The following is a 24,399-nucleotide window of genomic DNA, read 5'->3' on the forward strand; positions in this document are numbered from 1 at the left end:
CGACCCAACGTGCGGTCGCATCAGAAGGAACCAGATCATGGCCAAAGCCTCCAACATCCTGTTCGTTCATGGCGCATGGGCCAATTCCTCATCCTGGGACAAAGTTCTGCCGCTGATCGAAGCAGCTCGTCTCACGGGCACAGCCGTCTCCCTGTCCCTCACCACCCTCGCCGAGGATGTGGCAACCGTGAAACGCGCGATTGAACTGATTGACGGTCCGGTCCTGCTGGTCGGGCATTCCTACGGCGGCTCGGTCATCACCGAGGCCGGATCGGATCCGAAGGTCGCGGGCCTCGTCTACATTGCAGCCTTCGCACCGGATGTTGGGGAATCGGCCGCATCGCTGGGCGCCGGTGGACCGCCGACGCAAATCCTGGAGCAGATCCGCCCCGACGCTCACGGCTTCTTCAAACTGACACGAGCCGGTGTCGACGAAGTGTTCGCCCAGGATCTCCCCGAAGGCGAGCGGGCTCTCATTTTCGCCACCCAGAACCCGCTAGCGGGCGCGGCATTCGGTGGCAACATCACCGTTCCGTCCTGGAAGGAGAAGCCAAGCTTCTATCTGCGCGCGACCGAGGACAACACAATCCATCCGGAACTTCAGAAGTCCATGGCAACCCGCATCAACGCCAAGAGGGTCGTCGACGTGCCCTCAAGCCACTTGCCGATGCTCTCTCATACGCGTGCGGTAGCTGACTTGATTATCGCCGCTGCCGAGTGATCGCTTTCTGCCGCGTGGTGAGGCTGAATGCCTTCACCACGCGGCAGACTATCCTCAGGCGGTCATCTCCTGCCGAGCGTTCCGACGGATGACCTGGGGCGCTTGGCCGAAGACGCGGATGAAGGCGCGCCGCATGCGCTCCGGGTCGGCAAACCCAGTCTCGGTTGCAACAACCTCGACTGGATGGCGGCTCTGTTCCATCATCAGTCGGGCGGCCTCGAGCCGAAGGTTCTCGACAGCCTTGGCGGGTGACTGCCCGGTTTCCGTCCGGAAGGCCCGGCTGAACTGGCGAGGGCTCAAATGCGCCGCATCCGCGAGTTGCTCGACTGAGAGCTGAGATTTGAGGTTCCGGCGGGCATAGTCGAGCGCATTCTGGATGCGGTCCGATTTGGCGTCCAACTTCAGCAATTCGGAGTGCTGCGACTGGCCGCCGGCGCGGCGATGATAGACGACGAGAATTTGCGCAATGGAGCGCGCAAGTTCCGCCCCATGATCCTTTTCGACCATCGCGAGCACCAGGTCGATACCGGCGCTCATGCCAGCCGATGTCCAAACCGTTCCGTCAATGATGAAGATGCGGTCCTCCTCCATCTTCACCTTGGGATAGCGCGCCTTCAGTTCGCGGGCCGCAATCCAGTGCGTCGTCACGCGCTTGCCATCGAGGATGCCAGCCTGCGCTAGCACGAAGGCGCCAGTGCAGATCGATGCGATCCGCCTGCAGGCGAGATGTCCACGTTGCATGAATTCGATGACGGCGGGAGATGCGGTGACGCTTTCCGTACCACCGCCTACCAACAGCGTGTCGTAATCTAGCTCCCCGAACTTTCGCGTCTCGGTCATGGTGCCAAGAGAGCTTGGCACCATCCCTCCATGCTCGGACAGGATCTCGACGTCGTAGAGCGTCTTCTTCGCGCTGATGTTGGCGAAGACGAAGGCGGACAAGGCTGCCAGATAAATAGGCTGGAAGTCTGGCAGAACGACGAGGCCGATCCTCTGCATTGCGTATCAGTCCATGTCTCGAAAGGTGGGTTAAACGACATGTCGGCCATCCGCAAGCCAGTCTAGGGTGCCCTCCAGCGGCCGTCCGGGATGGGGGCGAGGACGATGAACACCAAACTTCACAGCGGTACTGCGCTGATCACGGGCGCTTGTTCCGGCATCGGTGCCGTCTATGCGGATCGGCTCGCCCGGCGCGGCCATGACCTCGTCCTGGTCGACCGCGACCGCGACCGGTTGTGCGCACTTGCGTCTGGCGTCACCGACGATACCGGTCGATCGGTGGAGGTCCTCGCCGCCGACCTCGGGACGGCGAAAGGGCTTCGTTCGGTCGAGCGGGTGCTGGCGACAGATGCTAGCCTGACGATGTTGGTCAACAACTCTGGGCAGGCGTCCTCGCCGCCGCTGCTCACCTCCGACCCCGACGAGATGCAACGAATGATCAATCTCGACGTGACGGCTCCGATGCGCCTTGCCTGTGCAGCCTGCCCAGCATTCGCCGAGCGAGGACGAGGGACGCTTATCAACGTTGCTTCGATTGTCGCGCTCACACCCGAACAGCTCAACGGCGTCTATGTTGGCGTGAAAGCTTTCGTCCTCGCTTTCAGCCAGTCGCTCCACTCGGAATTGTCGCCAAAGGGGATCCGGGTCCAGGTTGTTTTGGCAGGAGCAACGCCGACCGAGTACTGGGGCAATGGCGGGATCCAGGTCATGCGCCTGCCGAGCCGGATGGTGATGTCGGTAGCCACCCTGGTCGACGCCGCACTTGCAGGGCTCGATCTCGGTGAGATCGTAAGCATTCCGTCACTGCCCGATATCGCCCAATGGGATGTCTACGAAGCGGCGCGCCACGCGATGCGAGGGAAGCTGTCGCGAGCCGATCCCGCCGTCCGCTATCGGAGTGACCGTCACCGGAGCCTCCGGTCACCCTAACCCTGCCACCGAACAGACCAGCCGCAGCAACCTCACATTTGTAAAGCGAGAACCGCCATGTCCAGGTTCATCGAAACGAAGACCGCTCGCCTCCACATTCTGGAATTGGGCGTCGGGGAGCCTGCCTTCCTTTTCCTCCATTACTGGGGAGGTTCGGCGCGAACCTGGCACCGGGTCATCCACGAACTCGGCGACAAGGTCCACGCCATCGCCCTTGACCAGCGGGGCTGGGGAAGCTCGGTCGCTCTTGACGGCCGCCACGACCTGGGCGCCATGGCCGACGACGTGGAGGATCTCGTAGCGTCTCTTGGCCTTCAGCGTTATGTCCTGGTTGGCCATTCAATGGGCGGCAAGGTTGCTCAGCTTTTCGCGCTCCGCCGGCCTCGGGGTCTAGCGGGACTTGTCCTGGTGGCGCCCGCCCCGCCAACGCCGATGCAGGTGCCCGCGGAGATGCGCGCAGCGATGCTGGAATCCTACCAGACGCGTCAGGGCGCCCTGGAGGCGCTTAAGGTTCTGACCAATCAGCCGATCGACGAGCAAGAAAGAGAGGCGCTCATCGCCGACACGCTGGGCGGCACGTCTGCAGCCAAGCGATATTGGACGGAACACGGCATGACGACGGAACTCGGCACCGACTTGCTACCAATAACGGTGCCGACCATCATTGTTGTCGGTGACGAGGATCGGGTTGAGCGCGTGGACGCGCTGCGACGCATCTACACCCCGGCTCTCCCTCACGCGGAGCTCCGCGTCGTCAACGGGGTGGGTCATCTGTCGCCTCTGGAAGCTCCCGGCGATATCGCCCGCGCTTGCATGGATGTGCTTTCCCGAATTCGCTTGAGGTCCGAGAATGCTCATCGAAGCAATGATCGCGCCGGCGCCTGAAGCGCATCACCACGTCTGAAGAGCGTGGCCCATAATCGCCGTCGGCCTTCAGGTCGAAATCAGGACCGGAAAGGCAGAGTGATGGTAAATATGTTGGGTGTTCCCGCCGATAAGGATCTCCATTGTCCTTGGGTTGCTGTAAGCCCCCATGCAGATGAGCGTTGCCTTTGTCTCGTGGGCATGCGTGAGCAGTGATGATGCTATTCGGGACGACCCATGCGTCTCGATTTTGTAGCGAGCGGAAATCCCGTTGCAGCGCAGACACTCTAGGACTTCCTCCTCAACGGAGGCGCTCTGTCCGGGCTCCATCGACCTAAACACCGTCACCTGCGTGCAAGACTCAAGCAACGGCATCGTAAGCCCTACCGTCCGTGAGATCTGCAGGCCGCCGTCCCAGGCCAAAATGGCGTGGTCGAACATACTCTGCCAAGTCTCGGCCTTTGCAGGAACGATTAAGATGGGCCGACCGCTCATCATGAGAAGGGTCTTATTGAGTTGTTGTTCCTGATGAGTCGTTCCTCTGTCGGGCTGACCAATGACAATCAAGTCAGATGCGCGCGCTTGTCCTTCCAGATTGGAAGCGCCTTGGTTGGTCAAAATCCCAACGCAGCAAGACCGAGCATCGTCGGCTTCTGTGCCTTGAGAGCGAACGCCCATCTCCGCCGCCCATTTTCTCACGAGGGCGGCCACTGCATCAGCGGAGGGTCTTTCTCTATCCCAGTTCTCCTCCGCCATCTCGAGAGCTTTATCATTGAAGATAGGGTCACTCTCGACTACCGTTGGATCTATGGCCCCATGCACGAAGATAACCTCGATCTTCGAGTGAAATCGGACAGCGACCTGTAGAGCGTGGGCAAGCTTAAGCTCCAACAATCTAGCATCATAAACGGGAACGAGGATCCGTCCGAAAGGCATCAGGCTACTCCCCTACGTCTCGCATTGTGCACCCTCGTGGCGAATGGCTCGTACCGCGCATCAGGGCGAAGAATCCGGTGCTCGCCCAAAAGGTATTTGCTCGGGTCGGAGCGCTTCGCGGGCGATGATCCGTCTGCGGTATCGAACGGATCAGCCATAAGACAACGTTTAGCAGAAAGCGATCTAACATCCGTTCTAAAAGCGTCATACTGCAAGGTTTCCGAACACTTGCTGGTGCGCACCACATTGTCCGGGCGTGGCACCTTGCTGAGCTTGATGGATGCGAGGCGGTGAGGTTAGCCGCGGTGCGTATGCGAACGCGCGGACCGACTCGCGCGGGAGACTTAGGCAAGCCGCCTCCCGCGCAACCTTCGATTTAGTTGGCTAGCCAGCGCTGTGAGCAGCTTCCTCGATGACCTTCGCGACGGCGTGCGGTTGCGAGAGGAAGATGGCGTGGCTCCCCTTTATCTCCGTCACTTTTGCATCGGCTCGCTTGTACATCGAACGCTCCAGGTTCGGATTGATCATCCGATCCTGTGTGGCGACGATTCCGAAGGTGGGCTTGGCCTTCCAGGCCGCAGACGTAATTGGCGTCCCGAAGGACGTACTGTTAACGGGCACTTGCGAAATAGCCATGAACCTTGCTTCGGCAAGGGGCACGTCCGCCGCGAAATCAGATGGGAATTTCGCCGGGTCGACGAGGAGATAGCCGTCTGCCGTCGGGACGATACTGTTGGCGGCGGCAGGCGGCATCGATCCGGTCAGGGGCCCGAGCTTCTCGCCAACGTCAGGTGCAAAGGCGGCAACGTAGACCAAGCTGGCGACATGCGGGTCGTCGCCCGCCTCCGTAATGACCGCACCGCCGTAGCTGTGACCGACCAGGACTGCCTGGCCGGACAGACGATCGAGAATCCGCTTGGTGGCAGTAACGTCGTCCGCCAGAGAGGTTTCCGGCTCCTGGACGATGCTGATCGTATAGCCGTCCTTGCGCAGGATGTCGGCCACCGGCTTCCAGCCGGACCCATCGGCGAAGGCGCCGTGAACGAGGACCACATTCCGAACAGATCCTGCTGCAGAAGCGGCAATCGGGATCCCTGACAAAGCCGCAAGCGATGCAGCGGCGACCAGGGTGAGACTGACTTTCATGAAGAGTTCCTATACCCGCCGATCCATTCGGCAGGACAAATAAATGGGGCATTCGATGGTCACATCTGGAGGCTCTACGCCCCTACATGCCGTATCGTAGGATTAATTGGCGACCGGAGAACGCTAGCTCGGCCAAGCTGATTGACGGATCACAGAGCAGAAATTGCCTCGATGAAAATGCGGGTCTTTATCCGCGAGGACATCAGCCTTCACGTTGCCGAAGGTCGTGTCCGGCTTCTGTTTGATGCCGTTATAGAAGGCCTGAATGATGTCCTCCTTGAAATGGGCTGTGCGCGGGTGAGCTTTGACGACCGCGTCACGTTCGACGTCGCTATACTCATCATAGGTCAACCCCAGAACATCCATCTCGACGCCAGCCGTGACGAGAGCGATGATTGGATGCATATGCTTGGGGATCCCCGGCGTTGTGTGCAGCGCGATCGCGGTCCAGACGAGATCGATGTCGGATGGCGATATGCGGCGAGCCAAAAGAAAATCGCGCGCCGCATTCGCTCCGTCGACTTCAAACCGGTCGTCGGCGCTGCTGTGTTTTGGTGTCAGTCCCATGTCATGGAACATTGCACCGGCGTAAAGGAGTTCCACATCAAACTTAAGCCCTTGATGTAGTCCAGCCAGCGCGCCGAAATGAAAGACACGGCTCGAATGATGAAACAGCAGCGGACCCGCCGTTTCACGAACGAGCTCAGTGATCTCCGTCGCAAGCTTGCTATCCGGGACAGACAGTCCGGGGAGCATCAGTGACATAATTTCCTCCTTTTGTGCTGACATTTCTGGTGGATTGGGCTTCCTGGACGTGTGGCTCGGTCGTGAAAATTCTATTACAGCGCCGCCCATACGGCGGCCGAAACGGGGCCAGCCTCGCAAGAGGCGCGCGTAGCTCAGCTAGGCGAGGCTCCTTTTCCGATGGACGACAAACGACAATGCTATGCAGATAACGCTTGGATGACGCCAATGCTATTGCTAGGAACATAACCAGTCTGGGATAAACGGGGACTGGCTTGGACAATACCGCTCTAAAGGAGACGTTTGAGTGCTAGCCGACCGAATTTCGAATGCATTGAGCAAACGGTTTAAAATTCCACCCCCGCCGACCATCGCCGCAAAACTGATCGGCAATACTCAGATAGCGTTCTCTCGCTTCCAGAATTTGGAATCTAAGCCTGGATACTCAGCACCACCGGAGCGGGAGGAGGCCTTCGTATTCAATGTGCCTCTTGCGGCAGCCCGATTTTCGCGCGTATCCATCAATGGGCTAGGTCAATCGGTCGTCCAAGCTCCAGGAAAAGCTTACCTGTTCGATCTCACGTCCCGAAATGAAATCAGTCTGGATGCGACCTACAACGCTGTCCGTTTCCATATGCCTCAGCTCGCCATCGATCAAATGGCCTATGAAAAAGGCATTCGTCGGGTTGGCGGACTGTACTCCAAGGAGCTCGGACAAGAGGATCAGATACTTCATCGCTTGGCACTGACGCTGTTACCTGCGATCGAGAACTCATGCGAAGTGACCACGGCCTTCGTCGAATATATCGGCCTCGCATTCCACGACCATGTCATCTACACATATGGCGGCATTCCAAGGGGGCTGCGTCCCTCAGGTGGATTAAGCCCGTGGCAAATCCGACGGGCCCATGAATTCATTGAAGAGAACTTGGCGGGTGATCCGTCGATCACGGCCATGGCTGCTGAGTGCGGGATCTCGACGAGCTATTTTACGAGAGCTTTCCGCGCTTCAACGAGGGATGACCCCTCATCAATGGATCATCCAAAGGCGCATCTCCCGTGCGAAGTCCCTGATGCGGGAGACAAATATGTCTCTTGTTGAGATTTCCCTCAGTTGCGGCTTCGTCGATCAGAGCCATCTCGGCCGCCACTTCACCCGAGTGGTGGGCGCAACTCCCGCCCAGTGGCGCCGCGAACATTCCTCGTGCGAGTAGTCCTATGCATCTGAGCAAATACCGAGCTGGTAGATGCGGAGCGATCGAGATGGTGCGGAATGATCAAGGCACTTGGTGTTCAGAATCAAGACTTGCGGGATAGCCCGAGTCACCCGCGTTGCCGACCACTCAGCTTGCAGCAGCGCACTGCACTGGCGCCGAAGAGCCATCAATGGATTTAGAAGGAAGCGCCGGAAGATGACCGAGGCTGCGGGGATAACACCATGGGCAGCCGCCCGGCCGCAGCTCGCGCATCGGCGGTAAGTTTCGCCAGATGGGCTGCGGCCTCGGCGCCCTTAGCGGTGTCGCCGGACAGGTTTGATTTGGCGGCAATGGCCGAATCCAGCGCCGAGAGATCCCTGCCCAGGGTATGGTCACATTACTCGAAGGTAGGACGCGAAGGTACACCCAGGATCATCGATGACGTCCGACATGCGCCAGGACGGCATGGAGCGCGCTTACATCGAGTGGGCCAGAGAAGCGGATCCGCAGACCCGCTCCTTCGATCTCGATCGTCCCTTGAGGGCTCGCAGATTCCGCCGTCATAGACGTGACGGAGGAACTGAACGCCGCGCCATTTTTGCGCGACGGCGGCGGTTCCTCCGCCAGACGGAGCGGCACAAAGGGCGCGGCACCCCCACCGGCATCCCGATGGCCTCACGCCGCCAGGTTTGCAGCAATCCCCGGTTGACGCCCCATCGCCGGGCCAACTCGGAAACGTTCACCTGAGGCTGCAGGCCTCACGGCCTTCTCCTCCGCCACGGCGTTTGCAGCACTCATCCCCGGTTGGCACTAGCCCCATCGACCGGCCCATCCTCAGATCCGTAGATCTGGGCTTCGCTGCAGCCAGAGTCCAGGTGATCCCCTCGCATTGGTTACGGTCGTTCGGGCAGCCGGCAGCATCGGGTTCTTCCTCCCGGGCCTCACAGTATTAAGCTGCCCTGACCCATCTCTGTCTTCGTAGTGCTGCGGTCGCCAGATCCCGCGCCGCGCCGCGCCCCGCCGCGAGCTCGGCGGCAACCTGTGTCCGGACGATCCTAGCGTGGCGGAAAGGTTGACTCCAATTAGCGAGTGGCCGAGCGTAGCGATTACCAGGCTGCAAACAATCGTCGCCAGATCGTCCCGGGTCAGCCTCATCTGCTCGGTCTCGTCGGCTTCGATCGCCGCCGGTAGATCGGCAAAGCGCGCATAGAGGGTCGTCAGATGCTTGCTGCGCTGCGCCACCAGCCAGCCGATCAAGCGCCCGACGCCGGTCTCCTCACACCAGTCAAACACGGTATCGATGAGATCCTGCTCATCGATACGGCCGGCCCGCAGATTGAGCACGCCGGTCCGGACGGTGATTATCAGGCGATCGATCACCTGGTTGGCCACCGCGGCCTGCAAGTTCGCCGCGGAACCGAAATGATGGGTGATGTTGCCGTGCGCCACGCCCAACCGGGTGGCGACGCAGCAAGGTGACGGAAGCGGGCCCCTCAGAGACGAGCAGGTCCCTGGCTGCCTCGATCGCCTTCATCCGCAACACATCGGGACTTCGACGGCGGCGGCCTAGCTTCACTACTATTGTCACGACTGGATAGGCCGTATATTCGGCCGCTGTCCAGCCATGGTCGATCACCCTGCGGGAATCGCGTCTGTTTCAAACGGCAGGACAGCGGATGGTCGGCATGGTGCCGCCCGCGAGTGGAGCAGGCGGCTTGACGACGTTGGGGTTCAGACGGCCAGTGTGCCGCCGAGGTGAGCGTCGCAGGCTGGCTGCGGCACCGGCCGCGGCCAGCCTCGGCGCAACGGTCATGGCGGTCGGCGGTTGTGCCAGGCGCGCGGCACCCACCTACGTTGTCGTTGGGGCATACTTCCCCGCTTGGATGGTCTGCTGCCTCGTCGGCATTGTCGCGGCGATCCTTCTGCGCTTGATCTTCCTCGCTACGGGGATCGATACGCTGCTCAGCTTCCGGCTGTTCACCTACGGAGCACTTGGCGTGCTGGCCGGGCTGACCGTCTGGTCGACCTGCTACGGGCCTTAGCGGGATGGAAAGGATCAGCACCCGCAAACCCAAGGTGATCGGGATCGTGATCGCGGTGTTGTGCGTCGCTGCCGCCGGGCTCTACGGGGCGCATGTGGCGCAAACCGATCACCGTCATCCATCGACAGACGACGCCAGCCTGAGCACCGACCTGATACATGTGGCCTCCACCATCGGCGGTCGCCTCGTCGAGCTGTCCGTGCGGGAGAACCAGCACGTCGCCAAGGGCGCTTTGCTGTATCGTATCGACCCGCGCCCCTTCCAGATGGTCGTCGCGCAAGCCGCGGCCGATCTAGCCCTGGCGCAGGCGGAGGTCGAAAATCAGCAACGCGCGGTCGCGGTCAAGGCGATCAACGCCGCAGCCGCCACGGAGCAGGTCCGCCGTGCCGTGACCGATCGCGATCTGGCCGCGCGTACGGTCGCCCGCCTGCAACCGCTCGCCGCACAATCCTACATCCCGTATCAACAGTTCGACACGGCGCAGACGGCGCTCCGCAATGCCGAGGCATCGCTCGCCCAGGCCAAGCAACAGCAAGCAGCGGCCGACATTGCGATCGGCGACCTCAAGAGCGCCGCCGCCGTGCGCGATGCGCGCCAAGCGGCGTTGGATCGGGCGCGCTACGAATTGGAGCAGACCGAGATCCGCGCGCCCCTCAACGGCTTCGTCACGAGCCTGCTTGTGCGGCCGGGGGAGATCCTCGCGCCCGCGCAAGCGCTGTTCACGTTGATCGCCGATGACGACTGGGTCGCGGTGGGCAATTTCCGCGAGGACGATCTGGCGTCGATCGCCATCGACGCCTGCGCAACCGTGTTCTCCATGATCGACCGCCACGCCCCGCTCCCGGGCCGGGTCGAGAGCATCGGCTGGGGCGTCCTTACGATGGAGTCCGAAGGGTTGGGCCGCCTGCCGCCGCTCGTGCCTCGCGACATGGACTGGGTGCATGTCGCGCAGCGCTTCCCGGTGCGGGTCCGCATCCAGTCCGGCGACCCTCGCCTGCTGCGCCTGGGTGCTACCGCTACGATCGAGATCGGCTACGGTGCCGCTTGCCCATAACGTCCGACGCCGGCACCGGCCGGATCAGCCCGGCCCGGCTTTGGCGCTTGGCGGTGGCAAACCGGCCCGGCCGTCTCGGCTACGCGTTGCGCGTGGCGGCAGCCTGCACCACAGTGGTTCTCCTCTGCGAGATCTGGCAACAGCCCGAACTCGATATCCCGACGCTGGTCACGCTGATGGTCTGGCAGCAGGACCGCGTCGCAAATATCAAGCTCGGTCTCGCCCTCACCGGCCTGACGACGCTGACGTTGGGCATCCTGTTCGTTGTCATGAAACTGACCGTCGATCAGCCTTTCAGCATTGCCGTGGCGGTCGCCGTGCTGTCGTTCGTGTTCTTCTTCCTCGGCTCCGCCAGTAAGCTGAAGCCAGTCGCATATCTGGTCGGGCTGATCGTTGTCTATGGCTTGATCACCGTGGACGATGTCCCGATCGGCGACCTGATTACCCGGGCGCTGCTCTACACCGAGTTGTTCGTCGCGATCCCGGGCGCGATCATGGTCGTCCTGGGCCTGCTCATTTCTCCGTCGCCGAAGACCCTGCTCACCGACGCCATCGCCGAACGGCTGCGCGCAAGCGCCGCGCTGCTCCGGGGCTGCCGCCCGGATCAGCGCGAGCAGGCGCTCGACCTGCTCCGTGAGGGCGATGCCGGGATGCTCAAACTCGGCAAATCGGCCGCCGCCGAGCATTTGTGGAAGCAGCAGAACCTGGCCGCGCTGGAGCAGGCCGCGCGCTCGGCGGTCGCCCTCCTCGCCCTAGCGGACGCCGCTGCCGACCAAGGCGGCACGGCCCCGGCCGCGCTGGTGCAGGTCATCGACGACATGGCCACGATCTTCGCCGACGGCGACTACCCGGTGGCAATCGAGGCGCCAATGCCGCCCTCCGGACTGTCGCTGCAGGCCATCGCCGTCTTGTTGCCGCAGTTCACCACGCCGGTTGATGCTGGCTCGCCCGCGTCCAACAAGAAGTCCGGCTTCTTCTCCCCCGACGCATTCTCCAACCCGGCGCACACGCGCTACGCACTCAAGGGGACGGCCGCCGTCCTGGCGAGTTACTTCCTGTTCAAGATCCTCGATTGGCCGGGCATCCATACCATGATCATTACCTGCTTCATCGTCGCGCTGCCTACGTTGGGTGAAATGATCCACAAGATCGGCCTGCGCGTGACCGGTGCACTGATCGGCGGCGCGCTCGGCATCGGTTCGATCATCTGGGTCATGCCGCATCTCGACGGCATCACGCCCTTCCTGCTGCTGATAGCGACGGTCTCGCTGCTGGCCGCATGGCTGCGGGTCGGCGACGAGCGCATCTCCTACATGGGCTTTCAGGTTGGGCTCGCGTTCTATCTCACCGTTCTGCAAGGCTATGGCCCGACCACTGACATGACGCCGGCGCGCGACCGGATCGTCGGCATCCTCCTGGGCATCGTCATCACCTACGCCATCTACACCACAGCTTGGCCGGAGAGCGCCTATAGCGCCCTACGTGAACGGCGGCGCGCACTTGCCCGCGCGTTGATGGCGCAACGGCACGCGCGTGGCCTGATAGCGCGCGCCGGTTGCGCCGGCGCCGTGCAATCTGCGATATCGGCCATGGAACGCACGCTTGAACAGGCGTGCGTCGAGCCGCGTCATTTACAGCAGCAGATGACCCAGCTCGACGATTGCCGGCGCGCGCTCGATCGTGCGGCCCGGCAGAGCGAGGCCATGCTCTCCGACCCACGAGCCCGGCTCCCCCGGGACGCTGCCACGTCATGACCTGCTTTTGGCGCATCGCGATGGTGCCGGCCATCGCATGGCTCGCCGGCTGCGCGACCGATGCGTTGCGCAGCGCGCCGCAGCGGCCCGACCTGCCATGGCAGCCGAACGTGTCATCAACGGGCGAGCTGCTCCCGGGCCGCGCTAGCGGCGACAAGGACACGGCCGCATCGACCTACATCCTGCCGGTCAATGCTGACATCGCGCCGCGCCCGCCCGCCTCGCAGATCGACGCCGGTCACGCCTACGGCCTCGCGGAACTGATCGACATCGCCGAGTCCTCGAACCCGAAGACACGCCAAGCGTGGGATCTCTCGCGCGATGCGGCGCTCGCCGTGGGCATCACCCGGGCAGCTTACCTCCCGCGCCTCACCGCCAGCGTGGTCGGCGGCTACAACTATTCCAGCAACGAGGCCGACAACCCGGTGCTCAGTGGCGGCAACGCATCGTTGCAGCCGATCAACCAGACCATCAACTCGTTCTCCAATGCCGGCGGCGAAAATACCGTTCGCAACGCTGGCTCCGGCGAGGTGCAGACGCTGTCCATGGAGTGGCTGCTGTTCGACTTCGGCGAGCGGGATGCCAGGGTGGCCGCTGCCCAGCAAGACCAGATCGCCAGCAACGTCGGCTTCACTGCCGCGCACCAAGCGGTGATCTACTCGGTCGCCGTCGCCTTCTACGCGCACGCCGCCGCCTGCGCCCGGGTGGAGTTCGTGCAGCAGGCCTATGCCAACGCAACGCTGGTGCAGAAGGCAGCCTCGGCAAGACTGCGGCGTAGCCAGGGCACCATACAGGACGTTGCCCAGGTCAACCAGGTCGTGGCCCAGGACCGCCTGCGGCTCGTTCAGGCGGAGGGAGCCGTCGACGACAGATATGTCGACCTGCTCACCGCCATAGGCATTTCGCCCACGACCCGGCTGACCACCGTCAACGTCGGCGGTCGCCGGTTACGGATCGAGGATGCGCAACCGACGGACGCGATGATCGAGCACGCGGTGGCGCGCCGGCCCGACGTCCTGGCCGCTTATGCCTGGGCGAAGGCGGCCCGCGACAACGTCACCGCCGCCCGCAGCGCGTTCCTGCCGAAGATCTTCGTTACCGGCAACGTCACCTACAGCACGGGTCAGCTCTCCCTGAACTCGGTGCCTAGCGTCGACAGCAGCACGTCGCCGACCCTCAACCTCTCCAGCAAGACCTTCAGCGGCCTGATCCTTGGTGGCATCACCATACCAATTTTTGATGGCGGCTTGCGCGCGGCTGCGCTCAAGCTGGCCGAGAACCGCGTCGACGCCACCGATGCCGGCCTGCACGAGTCGACCGACGACGCCGTCGAACAGATCGTCACGGCCGGAAACGCACTGCGTACTGCCATCGAGGCCTATTCGGCAGCTTCGGCACTGGTCCAAGCCAGCCATACCAGTTTCGACGCCGCCTTGACCGTCTATCGGTCCGGAGAAGGATCGGTCACCCAAGCGACCATCGCACAAAGTGCGTTGCTCGATGCTGAGATCGTCAAATCCGATGCCTACTACGCAACGCTGATTGCCGCAGTTGGCCTCGCTTTCGCCGATGGCGAACTCGGTGACGCAGCCAGCCTTCCGTGACAGCCATCCTGCAAGGCGGCGCCCCCTTCGATGCCCTCGGAAAGCCCGCGCACGTCCAGAACCAATGCGCGCGCCCTTCGGTATTCAACAGCGCTTGGCCTCAGCAGACCCGGGTGTCGTGAGCGATCTCGAAGCCGACTTGGCTGCGATCATCGCTGCAGCGGAGTTGTCATATGACCAGGTCCGCCAACAACGAATCCCTCGCGGCATAGCGTCAGACACGTCGCCGCATCGCTAATCGGAACCGGGAACGTCACCCGCGGCTTCGTGAGGTTAGTAACTGAATTGCGACCTTGATTTCCAACTCTGAGAATAACCTTTGCCCATTGCAGTGGCCACCTCGCAGTCCGGATCAGTTCAGCGATGATCGTCGCCTGGGGCTTGGTCCGTTCCTCGGTTTCGTAGTCGGCAGCGTCTGACGCACAGACGCACGCTGACGCATTTTCCCTATGTAGGCGCTTACCATGTGTATGCGCGCGCGTGTATGCTTCTAAAGGGAGAAAGTGTGTCAGATGCGTCAGTGCGTCAGGAGCGTCAGCGATGTGTGATCCGCTTCCAAAAGCGCTCGCCGTTGTTGCCGCGGGCGTCTCCTTCCCACCCCGCCTGCTCTAGAACAGCAGTGATGCGCCGCTGGTCGCTCGTTCCGACCTTCGGAAGATGAATTAATAGCCCATCGCGGGCTATTTGCAGAATCGTTACCTTGTCCTTATCCGCCGTAAATATCCGGATTTCCTCTTCCCAAACGTCCGTGTCGTACCGGGGCTCTTGCTGAGGTATGGTATTTTTGTGTTCGAATGCTTCTCCAGGCCACCACGGAGTTTCTGCGGCAAAGGCGTGCATTGCCTCAGCGAACAGCTGATCACGGTCGCGGATGAGGACGTCAATGTCGATGATCCCTATCTTGATTGGCCAAAACCGCCGTCCGCCAGTCTCGTCCCTGAGATGAGCCGTCTTGTTGGTGGTGCCGATGAAGACGCACTGGCGGACCTCGATGACCTCAACGCGCCCATATTTAGGCACATACCTTTCTTCAGTCTGCGTGGGGAACGCTTTCAGTGCACCGGCTTCAGCTTTGGATATCGAAGACATCTCAGCGAACTCGACGATCCACTTCCCGCGGAGAGACATGGACAATCTGACGGCGTCGCCTTGATGGAGGTCAGGCAAGCTGTCGCTGAACCATCGGGCGGCGCTCGACTAGGTCACTCCGCGCGTGAGCAGCACCATCTTCCCCACGCCTCCATCATCTCCTGTCGCTTCTCAAACAGACCACCACGGCGATATGCCGCCTCGACCTTGGAGCCGATCGCATGGGCCAAAGCCATCTCGGCGACCTGGTGAGGATAGTCGGTTGCCTCGGACGCCCAGTCTCGCAAACTCGATCGGAGCCCATGCACAGTCACCCCTTTCGTGCCCGCCGCCAGGTGCAGCGCTTTGGAAAGAGCGATGTCGGACAACGCCTTTTTTGGCCGGCCGCATATAACTCTGATCATTATTGGATTCGGAACAGCGCGAGACAACGTGAAGCAGCAGTTTGGTGGAGATTGGCTCCACCACTTCCGCCGATTGGGACTGATCACACGGGTAACTGAGCGCCTGATACCTGTAGCGCGCTGAACGTTGCCTCCAGCCCTGACGGGGCACTTCCTTCGAAGATGAAGACCAGAAAATTCTCCTCGGGCGTAGCCTCGTCTGCGCGCACTTCTGCGATTGGATAGAACGTGTGGTGGACAGCTTGTATGACGAGAGCCGATGGGTAGCCCTGAAATGAGATTTGTCCTTTCATCCTCATCAGACGGCTGCCGAACTTGGTCAGCAGAGTGTTCAGCCAGTTCTGGAACGCCGGCCAGGCCAACTGGTGTTCAGGCCTCAGGACGACAATCGCAACGCCATCGAGGTGGTTCGCAACCGGGTCGCACATTAGACGAGACCTCGTCATTGGCGTCGTGGTCCGGCTAAACAAGAAGGCTGGAGATACTCCATCGTCAGTTCGCCGAACCGGCGCGAGGGGGTTGAGTTCCCTTAATTGCCTTTCCAGCACCTCGACCACGGCAGCCTCAACCCGGTCGCACTTTGAAATGACGAGTTTATCCGCAAGACAGATCTGATTGCGATTGGTGAGGCTCCTGTCCTGGCGTGCGAAGCCGTGCTCGGCGTCGACCACGGTCGTTATACTCTGCAGCGTGAAAGCCTCCTCCAGGAGGGGATGAGACGCAATCGACGCTACGAGAGGCGCTGGATCAGCAAGCCCCGTAGTTTCGATGACCACACGCCGGAAGTCCGGAACGCTCCCCGCGAGCCAAGATTTATACAGGCCTCGCAGCGTCTGCACGACATCCTCGCGGATCGAGCAGCAAAGGCAGCCGTTCGGCAACAGAATGACATTGTCCGTCACGGCCTTGAACAGATGATGGTCGAGCCCTACCTCCCCGAATTCGTTTACGATCACCATGGTATCGGCCATGTTCGGGTGATGCAGCAACCGGCTGATGAGCGTCGTCTTGCCGCTGCCCAGAAAGCCCGTGACGATTGCGATTGGCCAGGCTTCCTGGATCGGCGTCATGTATGACGGACGATCAGATGGGGGGAAATCAGGATGCGCTCAGCCGGTCCCGCCGGCGTCATGATACGCTTCAGCAATAGCGTTGCCGCGCGCGCGCCGATGTCAACCGGTAGGGTTGCAACCGTTGTGAGCGCCGGAACGGAGTGTTGTGATTCCGGGATGTTGTCGAAGCCTATCACACTCATGTCGGCGCCCGGAACAAGACCGAGTTCCCGCAACGTGCTGACGACACCGAGCGCTAGGAGGTCGTTATGACAGATGATCGCAGTCGGAGCATCGGCACGCGACAGCAGTGAGGCCACCACCTCGCCGGCGTCGAACCGCGAGACGCGCCCAGCAAGGATCATCCCTGTGCTCAGCCCACATTCCCGGACGGCGGTTGTGAACGCACTGACGCGGTCTCTGGCTGCTGATGTGTTTTTGGCGCTGGGCATGAGCGCGATGCGGCTGTGACCTCTCAAGACCAGATGCTCGACCGCGATGCGGGTGCCCATCGCGAAATCCGGAGCAACGAAGTCTCCCGCGTCGCCATCGATAGAACGTAGGATTTGAACGACGGGGAGGTTCCACTCCCGCATCTGTTTGAGCAGGAGCGGCGGAGTGCCTTCGGCGGCGCAGATGATGATGCCCTCCACCCCACGCTCCCTGATGCGGCGAATGAAGCGCTCCTGGCGCTCCGGACTATCTGTCGAGTTTGCCACGAAACAGAGGCGGCCGTCGGCATCCAGACTTTCGTCGATGCCCGACAGAAGCTCTGCATAGAAGGGGTTCGTGACCTCGGGGACGATCACGCCGATCGTCCCCGACACCCCGGAGCGTAGCTGCGCGGCGCCGCGGTTGTAGACATAGCCAACCGTGGAAATCGCATGTTGCACCCGCTCACGGGTTTCATCCGCGACCAGGGGGCTCTGGCGCAGCACAAGGGACACCGTCGCACGGGACACGCGCGCCACCTCCGCCACGTCGAGGATGGTCGCGCCTCGGCGGGGTTCCGCTGCACGGGGGCCCAGCTTCTCGCCAGCACCCAAATTCGGCTTAGCTTTCACAACGGTCATCCGCATAGCGCTGCCGAACCCACGCTGTCGAGGATATTTAGATCGATCTAAAAGTTGTTGACCAGCAAGCTCCACTCGGCTGAGAATGGGTTGGTGTTGGATCAACGGCTCCACAAGAGAGCTGACAAAGGGAGGCACAAGATGCGTTTCTTCGCGGGCGCGGCCACGGCCATCGCGGTGGGCTTCGGGTTGATTGCCGCCGGGCATGCGGCTGGCGCGGCGGATGACACGGTCGCGAGCGCAAAGTCGGCGGTCGCTCGTTATGCCGGCCCGCAGACAGTGTGGGAGGGGCCGACATCCGCTCCCAAGCCAGTGAGCGGCATGTCCATCGTCTACCTCTCAGGTGACGAGCAGAACGACATCTCTCGCGAATACGGTCTGTTCATGAAAGCGGCCGCGGCCAAGTTGGGCTGGAGGGTGACCGTCATCGACGGCAAGGGCAGCCCCTCGAATTGGGTGTCGGGCTTCAATCAGGCCATAGCCCTGAAACCAAACGGCATCGCCATCTTTGCAGACGCAAAGAGCTTGCAAGGCCCGATCCAGACGGCGAGCGCCCGGAACATCGTCGTCATCGGGCTTCATGCAGCCTCTCTGCCAGGACCCAATGCTGCGCTGCATCTGTTCGTCAACATCCAGGAGGACCCGCGGGAGATCGGCCGCGCCGAAGCCGATTGGGCAATAGCCGACAGCAACGGCAAGGCGCATGTGGTCATCATCACGCATAACGAATACCAGATCGCGCAAACAAAGTCCGATGCAACCCGGGACCGGGTGGAAGCGTGCTCGGGCTGCAAGGTGCTCGACTACGCGAATTTTCCTGCCTCCGAAGCCGCACAACGCATGCCGCAGTTGACAACGAGTTGGCTGCAGCGGTTCGGCGTCCCGATCTACATCACCTCGGTCGGGGACAATGACCTCGACTTCGCAATCCCCGCTCTCCGGAGCGCCGGGGTTTCGCCCAATCAGGCCAAACTGATCGGCGCCGACGGCAATCGCTCGGCCTATGAGCGCATCCGCCGCGGCAACGACTACCAGACGGTTACCGTGTCGGAGCCTATCGAGCTTCAGGCCTATCAGGCCATCGACGAGTTCAATCGAGCCTTCAACAAGGCCCCGCCAAGCGGTTTCGTGCAGCCGCCCTATCTCGTGACCGCCGAGAATGTGAATACGGAGGGCGGCAAGCAGGACGTCTTCGTTCCCGCCAATGACTACAAGGACCACTACCTGAAAATCTGGGGCGTCACCCCATGATGGACGCCCGTCGCGGCCAGGTCAGCACCCCTCCGCTTCTGGCCCTCGTCGGGTTGACCAAGCAATTCACCGGCACTCTTGCGTTGGATCATGTCGACCTCGATGTGCGGAGCGGCGAGATCCACGCGCTGCTGGGCCAGAACGGCGCCGGAAAATCGACTCTGATCAAGCTTCTCGCCGGGATCTTTCCAGCAACGGAGGGCCAGATTCTATGGCGCGGCGAGGCCGTCGATCCCACGTCCGCGCAGTTGCCGATCACCTTCATTCACCAGGACCTTGGCCTGGTGGACAGCATGACGGTCGCTGAGAACGTGGCGATCCTGGCAGGCTACCCCCGCCGTCTGGGGATCATCGACTGGCGCGGAGCCGCTGGCGCCGCACGTCGCGCGCTCGCAAGAATGGACAGCCCGATAGATCCCGAGGCTCGCGTCGTCGACCTTTCCGCGGCCGAAAAATCGATCGTCGCGATTGCCCGCGCGTTGGTTCGACAATGCGATCTCCTGGTTCTGGACGAGCCAACCGCCGCTCTCCCCGCCGCGGACGTGAAGCTGCTGCTCGATACGCTGCAGCGGCTTAAGGCGAGCGGCATCGGGCTGCTCTATGTCACGCACCGGCTCGATGAAGTCTTCCAGATCGCCGATCGCGTGACGGTGCTGCGCGATGGACGCCTCATCACAACCCGCGGTATCGCCGACGCCTCCCCCGCAACCCTGATCGACTGGATCGTCGGCGGCGCGCTCGCGCAGACTGAGTTTGCGACAATCATGGCCTCGGACGAGGTTCTTCTCGCCGTGGACGGGTTGATAGTGCATCAGGAAGATGGCTCGGGGCTTGTCGGTCCGGTGACGCTGAGGCTGCGCCGAGGGGAAACTCTCGGGCTCGTCGGGCTGAAAGGAGCCGGCCATCATGCTCTGGGCCGCGCCCTTTACGGAGCGACGCGGCCCCAGTCCGGCACTGTGCGGTTCAGGAACGAGCCGGTCGAGGTTCACAACCCTGGCGAGGCGATCCGCCACGGCATCGGCTTCGTCTCCTCCCGGCGGGCCGAGGAGAGCCTGGCCGGCACCCTGAGCGTGCTGGAAAACCTCTATCTGAACTCAAGCGCTCGAGGCATTCCGCCGCTGCAGCCGGTGGCCCCAAAACGCGAGTTGGAATCCTGTCGCCGCGCCTTGGCCCGGTTTTCCGTCCGGCCGCCCAATCCGTCGCCGCCGGTCGCGACGCTGAGCGGCGGCAACCAACAGAAGGTCGTCGTCGCCCGGTGGATGGAGTCCCAGGTCGAGTTGCTTATTCTGGAAGAGCCCACGATCGGCGTCGATGTCGGATCAAAAGCCGAAATCTATCGTGATCTTGAGCTTGCGCATAAGCGCGGCCGCGCCGTCCTCCTCATCTCATCGGATTTCGAGGAGGTAGCAAAAGTCTGCCATCGGGCTCTCGTCTTCAATCGTGGTCAGATCACCGCGGAAATCGCCCGGCCCCATATATCTGTCGCCCGGCTGACCGAACTCGCCGCCGGTGCAGGGCAAACCGCGAGCGCGGCGGCATGAGCACCTCCGTCAGCAGCAGGCCTCGCCGGGCATCGGGATTTTCCCATGCGGTGTCGGTCTGGGGTCTGCTGGTACTGCTCGTTGTGCTCATCGCGCTATTCTCGGCGCTCAAGCCAGGGACCTTTCCGACCTACTTCAACTTTCGTTCGATCATGGACAACAAGGCGATTTCGGCCCTGCTCGCGCTCGCCGTGTTTTTGCCGATGACCGCGACGCATTTCGACCTCTCGGTCGGCTTCCTGCTGGGAATTTCCCAGGTGCTGGTCATCGGGCTTCAGGGGCAGGGTCTCGGCTGGGTTGAAGCCGCCGCGATTGTCCTGCTGCTCGGCGCGGCAGTCGGACTGTTCAACGGCATCCTCGTGACAGTAGTGGGGATCGACAGTTTCATCGCCACTCTCGGAACCGGAACGCTGCTCTACGGATTCAATGAGTGGTACACCGGCGGCCAGCAGGTTGTGGCGACGCTGCCACCGGCTTTCCTCGGTCTCTCTGGCGTTGTCTTCGGCATCCCGCTGCCGGCGCTCTACGTGCTTGTGCTCAGCCTGGTTCTGTGGGTCGTCTTCGAATATCTCCCGGCAGGCCGCCACCTCTATGTATTGGGTGCAAACCCGCGCGCGGCAGAGCTCAACGGTATTTCGGCGAGGCGCTATGTCACCGCGGCCTTTGTCGCGGCGGGCGTCACATCGGCCTTCGCAGGCATCATTTTGCAATCACAATTGCAGGTCGGGCAGAGTTCGGTGGGGCAAGAGTATCTGCTGCCGGCGTTCACCGCGGCCTTGCTCGGGGCCACGTCAATCCGTCCGGGACGCGTCAACGTCTGGGGCACCATCCTCGCGGTCGCAGTACTTGCCGTGACCGTCGCAGGGCTTAATCAACTGGGCGCACCATTCTTCGTGGAACCCATCTTCGATGGCGCGATGCTCATCCTCGCCGTCGGACTGGCGGTGACGGCCGTCAAGCGGCGCACGCGGTTGAGTGCAGCGCCACCGGTGCCTCAAACGGCCACGCCCGCTCCGCCCACGACCGCGATAGGGACCGATCATGCCTGAAGAGCCTGACGACAGCCCCGCACTGGGCAGCGCCTGGTATCCCTCGCGCTGGGGGAGCGACGACCAACGCGGCAACGGAAACTTGATGGGGCCGGAGAAGGTGCGGCAGGCGCTGGCTCTCGTGGAGCGGCATGAGATCATTCGCCTCGGGCATGACTACGACGCGAAGATTCCTCTGGCTCCTGGCCGGATATTTGGTCTCAGGATGCCCGGTGGACCGACCGGCGGTCCGCATGGCGCCCGTAGCCGGACGATTTGGAATGACGAATTTCTCGCGACCGAGATCGGCCAGATCGGCACGCATATGGATGCGCTCGGTCACCTTGGCCGGCAGATCGGCGAGAAGGCCGATCACGGCAACATGCGTTTCTACAACGGAAACCCGCTCTCGGAAATCTGGTCCCCCTATGGCCTCAAGCGCCTGGGGATCGAGAACGCGCCGGTTTTCTTCACGCCCGGCCTCCTGCTCGATGTCGAGGGCCTGAAAGATCGTGTCATGGACCCAGGCGAGGAGATCACAGCGGCGGACCTCCAGGCTTGCCTCGAGCGACAGGGGCTTGATGAAGCCGATCTCACGCCGGGCGACGCCATCCTGATCCGCACAGGCCATGGCTCGCGCTTCCTGACGGAGGCCGCAACCTTTTACGATGGTGCGCCGGGTCTGGGCCTGCCCGCTGCCGAATGGCTTGCGCAAAAGGAACCGTGCGTGGTCGGCGCCGACAACTTCGCCGTCGACGTTGTTCCGCCAATCGATCCCGAGGTGTTTCACCCGGTTCACCAGCATCTCATCATGAAGCACGGCATCCATCTCCACGAGGGCATGAAGCTCGATACCCTCGCCGAGACCGGCCGTTGGCGCTTTGCATATATCTTTGCGCCACTTGCCATTGTGGGCGCCACAGGATCGCCGGGATCTCCGATCGCGCTGCTTTAGATGATCGGTCGCAGACCCTTGGCGTGGCCTTGTTCAAGTAAAACCCCCTGTAGCGCATCGGTCAGCTGAGCCACGACCGATGGCCAATTGCGGGTTTGGTCCTGACGAAACAACCTCATCGAAGGATACCATGGGGTTCGGCTGCCCGATATCAGCCAGCGCCAGTCCGGGGAACGCGGCAGCATTACCCATACTGCCTTGCCGAGAGCTCCAGCGAGATGCGCCACGCCTGTATCGGCTGAGATGACGAGGTCTAACCGAGAGACGACCGCAGCCGTGTCTGCGAAATCAACCAGCTGAGAGGAAAGATCAACGATGCCGTCGTCGGGCGGCAGGTCGAGCGCGGCGGACTGCAGCTCAAAGCTGCGATTGCCCACCTGGAGGCTGAACCATTGCACCCCGGGCAGCCGCAGGAGAGGCGCGAGCGCTTCGAGGGGGAGGGAACGCCTGGTGTCGTTGACGTGCCGCGTGTTCCCGCCCCAAACCAATCCCACTCGGGCCCGTTCGTCGCCGGTTGACCGGCGTAGCGCTGGATGGTCTGCCCAATGTGCCAGGACATCGCTTGGCACGCTCAGATACGGGGTGGCGCCAGGGACCGTTTCCAGCGTCGTGTTGAAGGCCCGCGGCAGGCTCAGCATGGGGCAGTGCAGGTCGTACGATGGATAATTCCCGATCTGGTCGATGACCTCCACAAGGCCCTCCGCAACACCCGGAAGAGTACGCAACGTGCGCAGAAGCGCAGCCTGAGCGGCGACGACGATGCGGAGACCGCGCTCCGTCATCAGCGGTATGTAGCGCGCGAATTGCAGCGTATCACCCAGACCCTGCTCTGCGGTCAGCAGCAGTGTCTTTCCGGCCGCAGGTTCGCCGCGCCAAGGCGGGTTGATGCGGAACGCATTCAGGCTTCCCCCGGCTTGGTTGATGTGAAAGCGCCAGTCGTATTCAGCCCATCCTTCCTCCAGCCGCCCCTGGCGCAGGAGCCCGGTCGCCAAGCTGTAGTGGATGTCGGCGTCCTCTGGCGCGAGCCCGATGGCGAGTTCAATTACGGCACGCGCCTCGTCATGCCGATCCATTTCCTGCAGCACCAGACCGAGGTTGTTGTATGCGCCGGCATCCGACGGGCGCAGCGCGATGGCTCGTCGGAGAGCCGTTTCGGCCTCCGTCAGCCGATCAAGCCAGCGAAGGATATTGCCGAGGTTGCTGTGGGCCTCCTGAAAATCGGGCCGGAGCACGATGGCGCGCCGGCAGTAGCCCGCTGCTTCCTCCAGCCTCCCGCGACGGCGACGCGTCAACTCCGAGGACGAAATAGGCTCGCTGCCGGAAGCTTCGCCGGCATTGTGGGCATCCGCCAGCACCGCCGCAAGGTTGTTGAGGGCATCCGGATCGTCCGGGCGGTGCTTCACGTCGGTGCGATACGCCTCGATTGCCGCTTCGGCTCGCCCAAGCCGCCGAAGCGCCTGACCGAAGGTGCTCCTCGACGCTCCGGGGCTGAGCGCGAGCGCCTGTTGATAGGCTGCTACCGCCTCGCCAAGGCGGCCAAGCGATTGCAGGGTATCGGCGAGGTTCATCAAGGCGTCCGCGTAGTCCGGGCGAAGCGCCAGCGCCTCGCTGAAGGCGGCTTGCGCGGCCTGCAGCTGCCCTAGCGAGCGGAGCGAGATGCCGAGGTTGTTGTGCGCTTCCGGATAAGCTGGTCGCAGGGCGAGCGCTTGCCGATAGGCGGTGAGCGCTTCCTCATGTCGTCCGGCATGCCCCAGGGCGACGCCGAAGTTGCTGTGATAGCGCGGTGATGCTTGCAACCGGGCAGCCTTCCCAGTCCGCACGATTGCCTGCACAAAATCTCCGCGAGCGATCGCGACAAGGCCGGAAAGGTCGAGTGCTTCCGCATCATCAGGACGGAGAGCAAGAACCCGATCGAGGAGATCGGTTGCCTGATCCAGAAGACCGGCACGGTATCGGTCCAGCCCCTGGGCAACCGCCTGGTCACGCTCGGCGGCGTTCATCGGTCGCTGCTAGCAG

At 62.3% G+C, this 24,399-nt stretch carries 22 protein-coding genes and 2 pseudogenes; 13 read left to right on the plus strand and 11 right to left on the minus strand.

The features are described from left to right. Positions 1 to 37: 37 nt before the first annotated feature. A complete protein-coding gene (locus ACOEQ1_RS08550) occupies positions 38 to 721 on the plus strand; it encodes an alpha/beta fold hydrolase (RefSeq protein WP_419758834.1) in 684 nt (227 codons plus the stop codon). 54 nt (positions 722 to 775) lie between these two features. Here ACOEQ1_RS08550 and ACOEQ1_RS08555 read toward each other — a convergent pair whose 3' ends face one another. Continuing rightward, entirely contained in the window at positions 776 to 1,720 is a 945-nt protein-coding gene (locus ACOEQ1_RS08555) for a GlxA family transcriptional regulator (protein ID WP_419758835.1), read from the minus strand. A 105-nt stretch (positions 1,721 to 1,825) separates the two neighbouring features. On the opposite strand from ACOEQ1_RS08555, the gene ACOEQ1_RS08560 reads away from it, so the two are divergent. Beyond that, positions 1,826 to 2,650, plus strand: a complete 825-nt coding sequence (locus ACOEQ1_RS08560) for an SDR family NAD(P)-dependent oxidoreductase (RefSeq protein ID WP_419758836.1) — start codon at positions 1,826 to 1,828, stop codon at positions 2,648 to 2,650. Positions 2,651 to 2,707: 57 nt separating this feature from the next. Then, positions 2,708 to 3,535, plus strand: coding sequence for an alpha/beta fold hydrolase (locus tag ACOEQ1_RS08565; protein WP_419758837.1), 828 nt, complete (start codon positions 2,708 to 2,710; stop codon positions 3,533 to 3,535). Between the two features lie 48 nt (positions 3,536 to 3,583). On the opposite strand, the gene ACOEQ1_RS08570 is transcribed toward ACOEQ1_RS08565, so the two are convergent. From ACOEQ1_RS08570 to ACOEQ1_RS08580, 3 genes are all read right to left on the minus strand, one after another. After that, a complete protein-coding gene (locus ACOEQ1_RS08570) occupies positions 3,584 to 4,450 on the minus strand; it encodes a universal stress protein (protein WP_419758838.1) in 867 nt (288 codons plus the stop codon). Positions 4,451 to 4,834: 384 nt separating this feature from the next. After that, complete coding sequence (locus tag ACOEQ1_RS08575; RefSeq protein WP_419758839.1) at positions 4,835 to 5,596, minus strand: alpha/beta fold hydrolase; 762 nt, start codon at positions 5,594 to 5,596, stop codon at positions 4,835 to 4,837. 123 nt (positions 5,597 to 5,719) lie between these two features. Continuing rightward, a complete protein-coding gene (locus ACOEQ1_RS08580; protein ID WP_419758840.1) occupies positions 5,720 to 6,361 on the minus strand; it encodes an HD domain-containing protein in 642 nt (213 codons plus the stop codon). A 286-nt stretch (positions 6,362 to 6,647) separates the two neighbouring features. On the opposite strand from ACOEQ1_RS08580, the gene ACOEQ1_RS08585 reads away from it, so the two are divergent. After that, complete coding sequence (locus ACOEQ1_RS08585) at positions 6,648 to 7,442, plus strand: hypothetical protein (RefSeq protein ID WP_419758841.1); 795 nt, start codon at positions 6,648 to 6,650, stop codon at positions 7,440 to 7,442. Beyond that, complete coding sequence (locus ACOEQ1_RS08590) at positions 7,360 to 7,554, plus strand: helix-turn-helix domain-containing protein (RefSeq protein WP_419758842.1); 195 nt, start codon at positions 7,360 to 7,362, stop codon at positions 7,552 to 7,554. Before ACOEQ1_RS08585 ends, ACOEQ1_RS08590 begins: the two co-directional genes overlap by 83 nt. Before the next feature lie 542 nt (positions 7,555 to 8,096). Here ACOEQ1_RS08590 and ACOEQ1_RS08595 read toward each other — a convergent pair. Both ACOEQ1_RS08595 and ACOEQ1_RS08600 read right to left on the minus strand, forming a co-directional pair. Continuing rightward, a complete protein-coding gene (locus ACOEQ1_RS08595; RefSeq protein ID WP_419758843.1) occupies positions 8,097 to 8,279 on the minus strand; it encodes a hypothetical protein in 183 nt (60 codons plus the stop codon). 91 nt (positions 8,280 to 8,370) lie between these two features. Then, positions 8,371 to 8,985 carry a hypothetical protein gene (locus ACOEQ1_RS08600; RefSeq protein ID WP_419758844.1) on the minus strand — a complete coding sequence of 205 codons (615 nt, stop codon included), beginning with the start codon at positions 8,983 to 8,985 and terminating at the stop codon, positions 8,371 to 8,373. A 362-nt stretch (positions 8,986 to 9,347) separates the two neighbouring features. On the opposite strand from ACOEQ1_RS08600, the gene ACOEQ1_RS08605 reads away from it, so the two are divergent. The 4 genes from ACOEQ1_RS08605 to ACOEQ1_RS08620 all read left to right on the plus strand — a co-directional run bounded on the left by ACOEQ1_RS08605 (position 9,348) and on the right by ACOEQ1_RS08620 (position 13,990). Next, positions 9,348 to 9,578 (plus strand): YtcA family lipoprotein, encoded by a 231-nt coding sequence (locus tag ACOEQ1_RS08605; RefSeq protein WP_419758845.1) that lies wholly within the window; start codon positions 9,348 to 9,350, stop codon positions 9,576 to 9,578. Positions 9,579 to 9,582: 4 nt separating this feature from the next. Continuing rightward, the gene (mdtN, locus tag ACOEQ1_RS08610) at positions 9,583 to 10,632 is read left to right on the plus strand and encodes a multidrug transporter subunit MdtN (RefSeq protein WP_419758846.1); all 1,050 of its coding nucleotides are present in this window, start codon (positions 9,583 to 9,585) and stop codon (positions 10,630 to 10,632) included. A gap of 92 nt (positions 10,633 to 10,724) precedes the next feature. Further along, positions 10,725 to 12,386 carry an FUSC family protein gene (locus tag ACOEQ1_RS08615; RefSeq protein ID WP_419758847.1) on the plus strand — a complete coding sequence of 554 codons (1,662 nt, stop codon included), beginning with the start codon at positions 10,725 to 10,727 and terminating at the stop codon, positions 12,384 to 12,386. Further along, positions 12,383 to 13,990 carry a TolC family protein gene (locus ACOEQ1_RS08620; protein WP_419758848.1) on the plus strand — a complete coding sequence of 536 codons (1,608 nt, stop codon included), beginning with the start codon at positions 12,383 to 12,385 and terminating at the stop codon, positions 13,988 to 13,990. Before ACOEQ1_RS08615 ends, ACOEQ1_RS08620 begins: the two co-directional genes overlap by 4 nt. 534 nt (positions 13,991 to 14,524) lie before the next feature. Here ACOEQ1_RS08620 and ACOEQ1_RS08625 read toward each other — a convergent pair. From ACOEQ1_RS08625 to ACOEQ1_RS08640, 4 genes and pseudogenes are all read right to left on the minus strand, one after another. Further along, positions 14,525 to 15,163, minus strand: a pseudogene (locus tag ACOEQ1_RS08625) (VapE domain-containing protein); the annotation flags it as partial. A gap of 29 nt (positions 15,164 to 15,192) precedes the next feature. Beyond that, a pseudogene (locus ACOEQ1_RS08630) lies at positions 15,193 to 15,462 on the minus strand (integrase); the annotation flags it as partial. Between the two features lie 104 nt (positions 15,463 to 15,566). Then, complete coding sequence (locus ACOEQ1_RS08635) at positions 15,567 to 16,553, minus strand: CobW family GTP-binding protein (RefSeq protein ID WP_419758849.1); 987 nt, start codon at positions 16,551 to 16,553, stop codon at positions 15,567 to 15,569. Beyond that, entirely contained in the window at positions 16,550 to 17,608 is a 1,059-nt protein-coding gene (locus tag ACOEQ1_RS08640; protein ID WP_419758850.1) for a LacI family DNA-binding transcriptional regulator, read from the minus strand. The genes ACOEQ1_RS08635 and ACOEQ1_RS08640 overlap by 4 nt, the downstream gene beginning before the upstream one ends. A gap of 141 nt (positions 17,609 to 17,749) precedes the next feature. On the opposite strand from ACOEQ1_RS08640, the gene ACOEQ1_RS08645 reads away from it, so the two are divergent. Genes ACOEQ1_RS08645 through ACOEQ1_RS08660 form a run of 4 tightly spaced genes read left to right on the plus strand, consistent with a single transcriptional unit; the run spans position 17,750 to position 22,383 of the window. Further along, positions 17,750 to 18,859: a substrate-binding domain-containing protein gene (locus ACOEQ1_RS08645; protein WP_419758851.1), complete on the plus strand. Its 1,110-nt coding sequence runs from the start codon at positions 17,750 to 17,752 to the stop codon at positions 18,857 to 18,859. Beyond that, complete coding sequence (locus tag ACOEQ1_RS08650) at positions 18,856 to 20,400, plus strand: sugar ABC transporter ATP-binding protein (RefSeq protein ID WP_419758852.1); 1,545 nt, start codon at positions 18,856 to 18,858, stop codon at positions 20,398 to 20,400. The genes ACOEQ1_RS08645 and ACOEQ1_RS08650 overlap by 4 nt, the downstream gene beginning before the upstream one ends. After that, entirely contained in the window at positions 20,397 to 21,449 is a 1,053-nt protein-coding gene (locus ACOEQ1_RS08655) for an ABC transporter permease (protein ID WP_419758853.1), read from the plus strand. The genes ACOEQ1_RS08650 and ACOEQ1_RS08655 overlap by 4 nt, the downstream gene beginning before the upstream one ends. Beyond that, positions 21,442 to 22,383, plus strand: a complete 942-nt coding sequence (locus ACOEQ1_RS08660) for a cyclase family protein (protein ID WP_419758854.1) — start codon at positions 21,442 to 21,444, stop codon at positions 22,381 to 22,383. Before ACOEQ1_RS08655 ends, ACOEQ1_RS08660 begins: the two co-directional genes overlap by 8 nt. On the opposite strand, the gene ACOEQ1_RS08665 is transcribed toward ACOEQ1_RS08660, so the two are convergent. Next, on the minus strand, positions 22,380 to 24,383 hold the full coding sequence (locus tag ACOEQ1_RS08665; RefSeq protein WP_419758855.1) for a tetratricopeptide repeat protein: 2,004 nt from the start codon (positions 24,381 to 24,383) through the stop codon (positions 22,380 to 22,382). The genes ACOEQ1_RS08660 and ACOEQ1_RS08665 overlap by 4 nt on opposite strands. Between the last annotated feature and the right edge of the window lie 16 nt (positions 24,384 to 24,399).

The sequence above is a fragment of the Acidisoma sp. genome (assembly GCF_965199065.1).
GTDB lineage: Bacteria > Pseudomonadota > Alphaproteobacteria > Acetobacterales > Acetobacteraceae > Acidisoma.

Bases quoted from the DNA above. Each gene is read 5' to 3' on its own strand.
- ACOEQ1_RS08550 (WP_419758834.1), top strand. From the start codon at position 38: ATGGCCAAAGCCTCCAACATCCTGTTCGTTCATGGCGCATGGGCCAAT.
- ACOEQ1_RS08655 (WP_419758853.1), top strand. From the start codon at position 20,397: ATGAGCACCTCCGTCAGCAGCAGGCCTCGCCGGGCATCGGGATTTTCC.
- mdtN (WP_419758846.1), top strand. From the start codon at position 9,583: ATGGAAAGGATCAGCACCCGCAAACCCAAGGTGATCGGGATCGTGATC.
- ACOEQ1_RS08645 (WP_419758851.1), top strand. From the start codon at position 17,750: ATGCGTTTCTTCGCGGGCGCGGCCACGGCCATCGCGGTGGGCTTCGGG.
- ACOEQ1_RS08620 (WP_419758848.1), top strand. From the start codon at position 12,383: ATGACCTGCTTTTGGCGCATCGCGATGGTGCCGGCCATCGCATGGCTC.
- ACOEQ1_RS08580 (WP_419758840.1), bottom strand. From the start codon at position 6,361: ATGTCACTGATGCTCCCCGGACTGTCTGTCCCGGATAGCAAGCTTGCG.
- ACOEQ1_RS08575 (WP_419758839.1), bottom strand. From the start codon at position 5,596: ATGAAAGTCAGTCTCACCCTGGTCGCCGCTGCATCGCTTGCGGCTTTG.
- ACOEQ1_RS08660 (WP_419758854.1), top strand. From the start codon at position 21,442: ATGCCTGAAGAGCCTGACGACAGCCCCGCACTGGGCAGCGCCTGGTAT.
- ACOEQ1_RS08640 (WP_419758850.1), bottom strand. From the start codon at position 17,608: ATGACCGTTGTGAAAGCTAAGCCGAATTTGGGTGCTGGCGAGAAGCTG.
- ACOEQ1_RS08590 (WP_419758842.1), top strand. From the start codon at position 7,360: ATGACCCCTCATCAATGGATCATCCAAAGGCGCATCTCCCGTGCGAAG.
- ACOEQ1_RS08635 (WP_419758849.1), bottom strand. From the start codon at position 16,553: ATGACGCCGATCCAGGAAGCCTGGCCAATCGCAATCGTCACGGGCTTT.
- ACOEQ1_RS08570 (WP_419758838.1), bottom strand. From the start codon at position 4,450: ATGCCTTTCGGACGGATCCTCGTTCCCGTTTATGATGCTAGATTGTTG.
- ACOEQ1_RS08565 (WP_419758837.1), top strand. From the start codon at position 2,708: ATGTCCAGGTTCATCGAAACGAAGACCGCTCGCCTCCACATTCTGGAA.
- ACOEQ1_RS08665 (WP_419758855.1), bottom strand. From the start codon at position 24,383: ATGAACGCCGCCGAGCGTGACCAGGCGGTTGCCCAGGGGCTGGACCGA.
- ACOEQ1_RS08650 (WP_419758852.1), top strand. From the start codon at position 18,856: ATGATGGACGCCCGTCGCGGCCAGGTCAGCACCCCTCCGCTTCTGGCC.
- ACOEQ1_RS08560 (WP_419758836.1), top strand. From the start codon at position 1,826: ATGAACACCAAACTTCACAGCGGTACTGCGCTGATCACGGGCGCTTGT.
- ACOEQ1_RS08605 (WP_419758845.1), top strand. From the start codon at position 9,348: ATGGCGGTCGGCGGTTGTGCCAGGCGCGCGGCACCCACCTACGTTGTC.
- ACOEQ1_RS08555 (WP_419758835.1), bottom strand. From the start codon at position 1,720: ATGCAGAGGATCGGCCTCGTCGTTCTGCCAGACTTCCAGCCTATTTAT.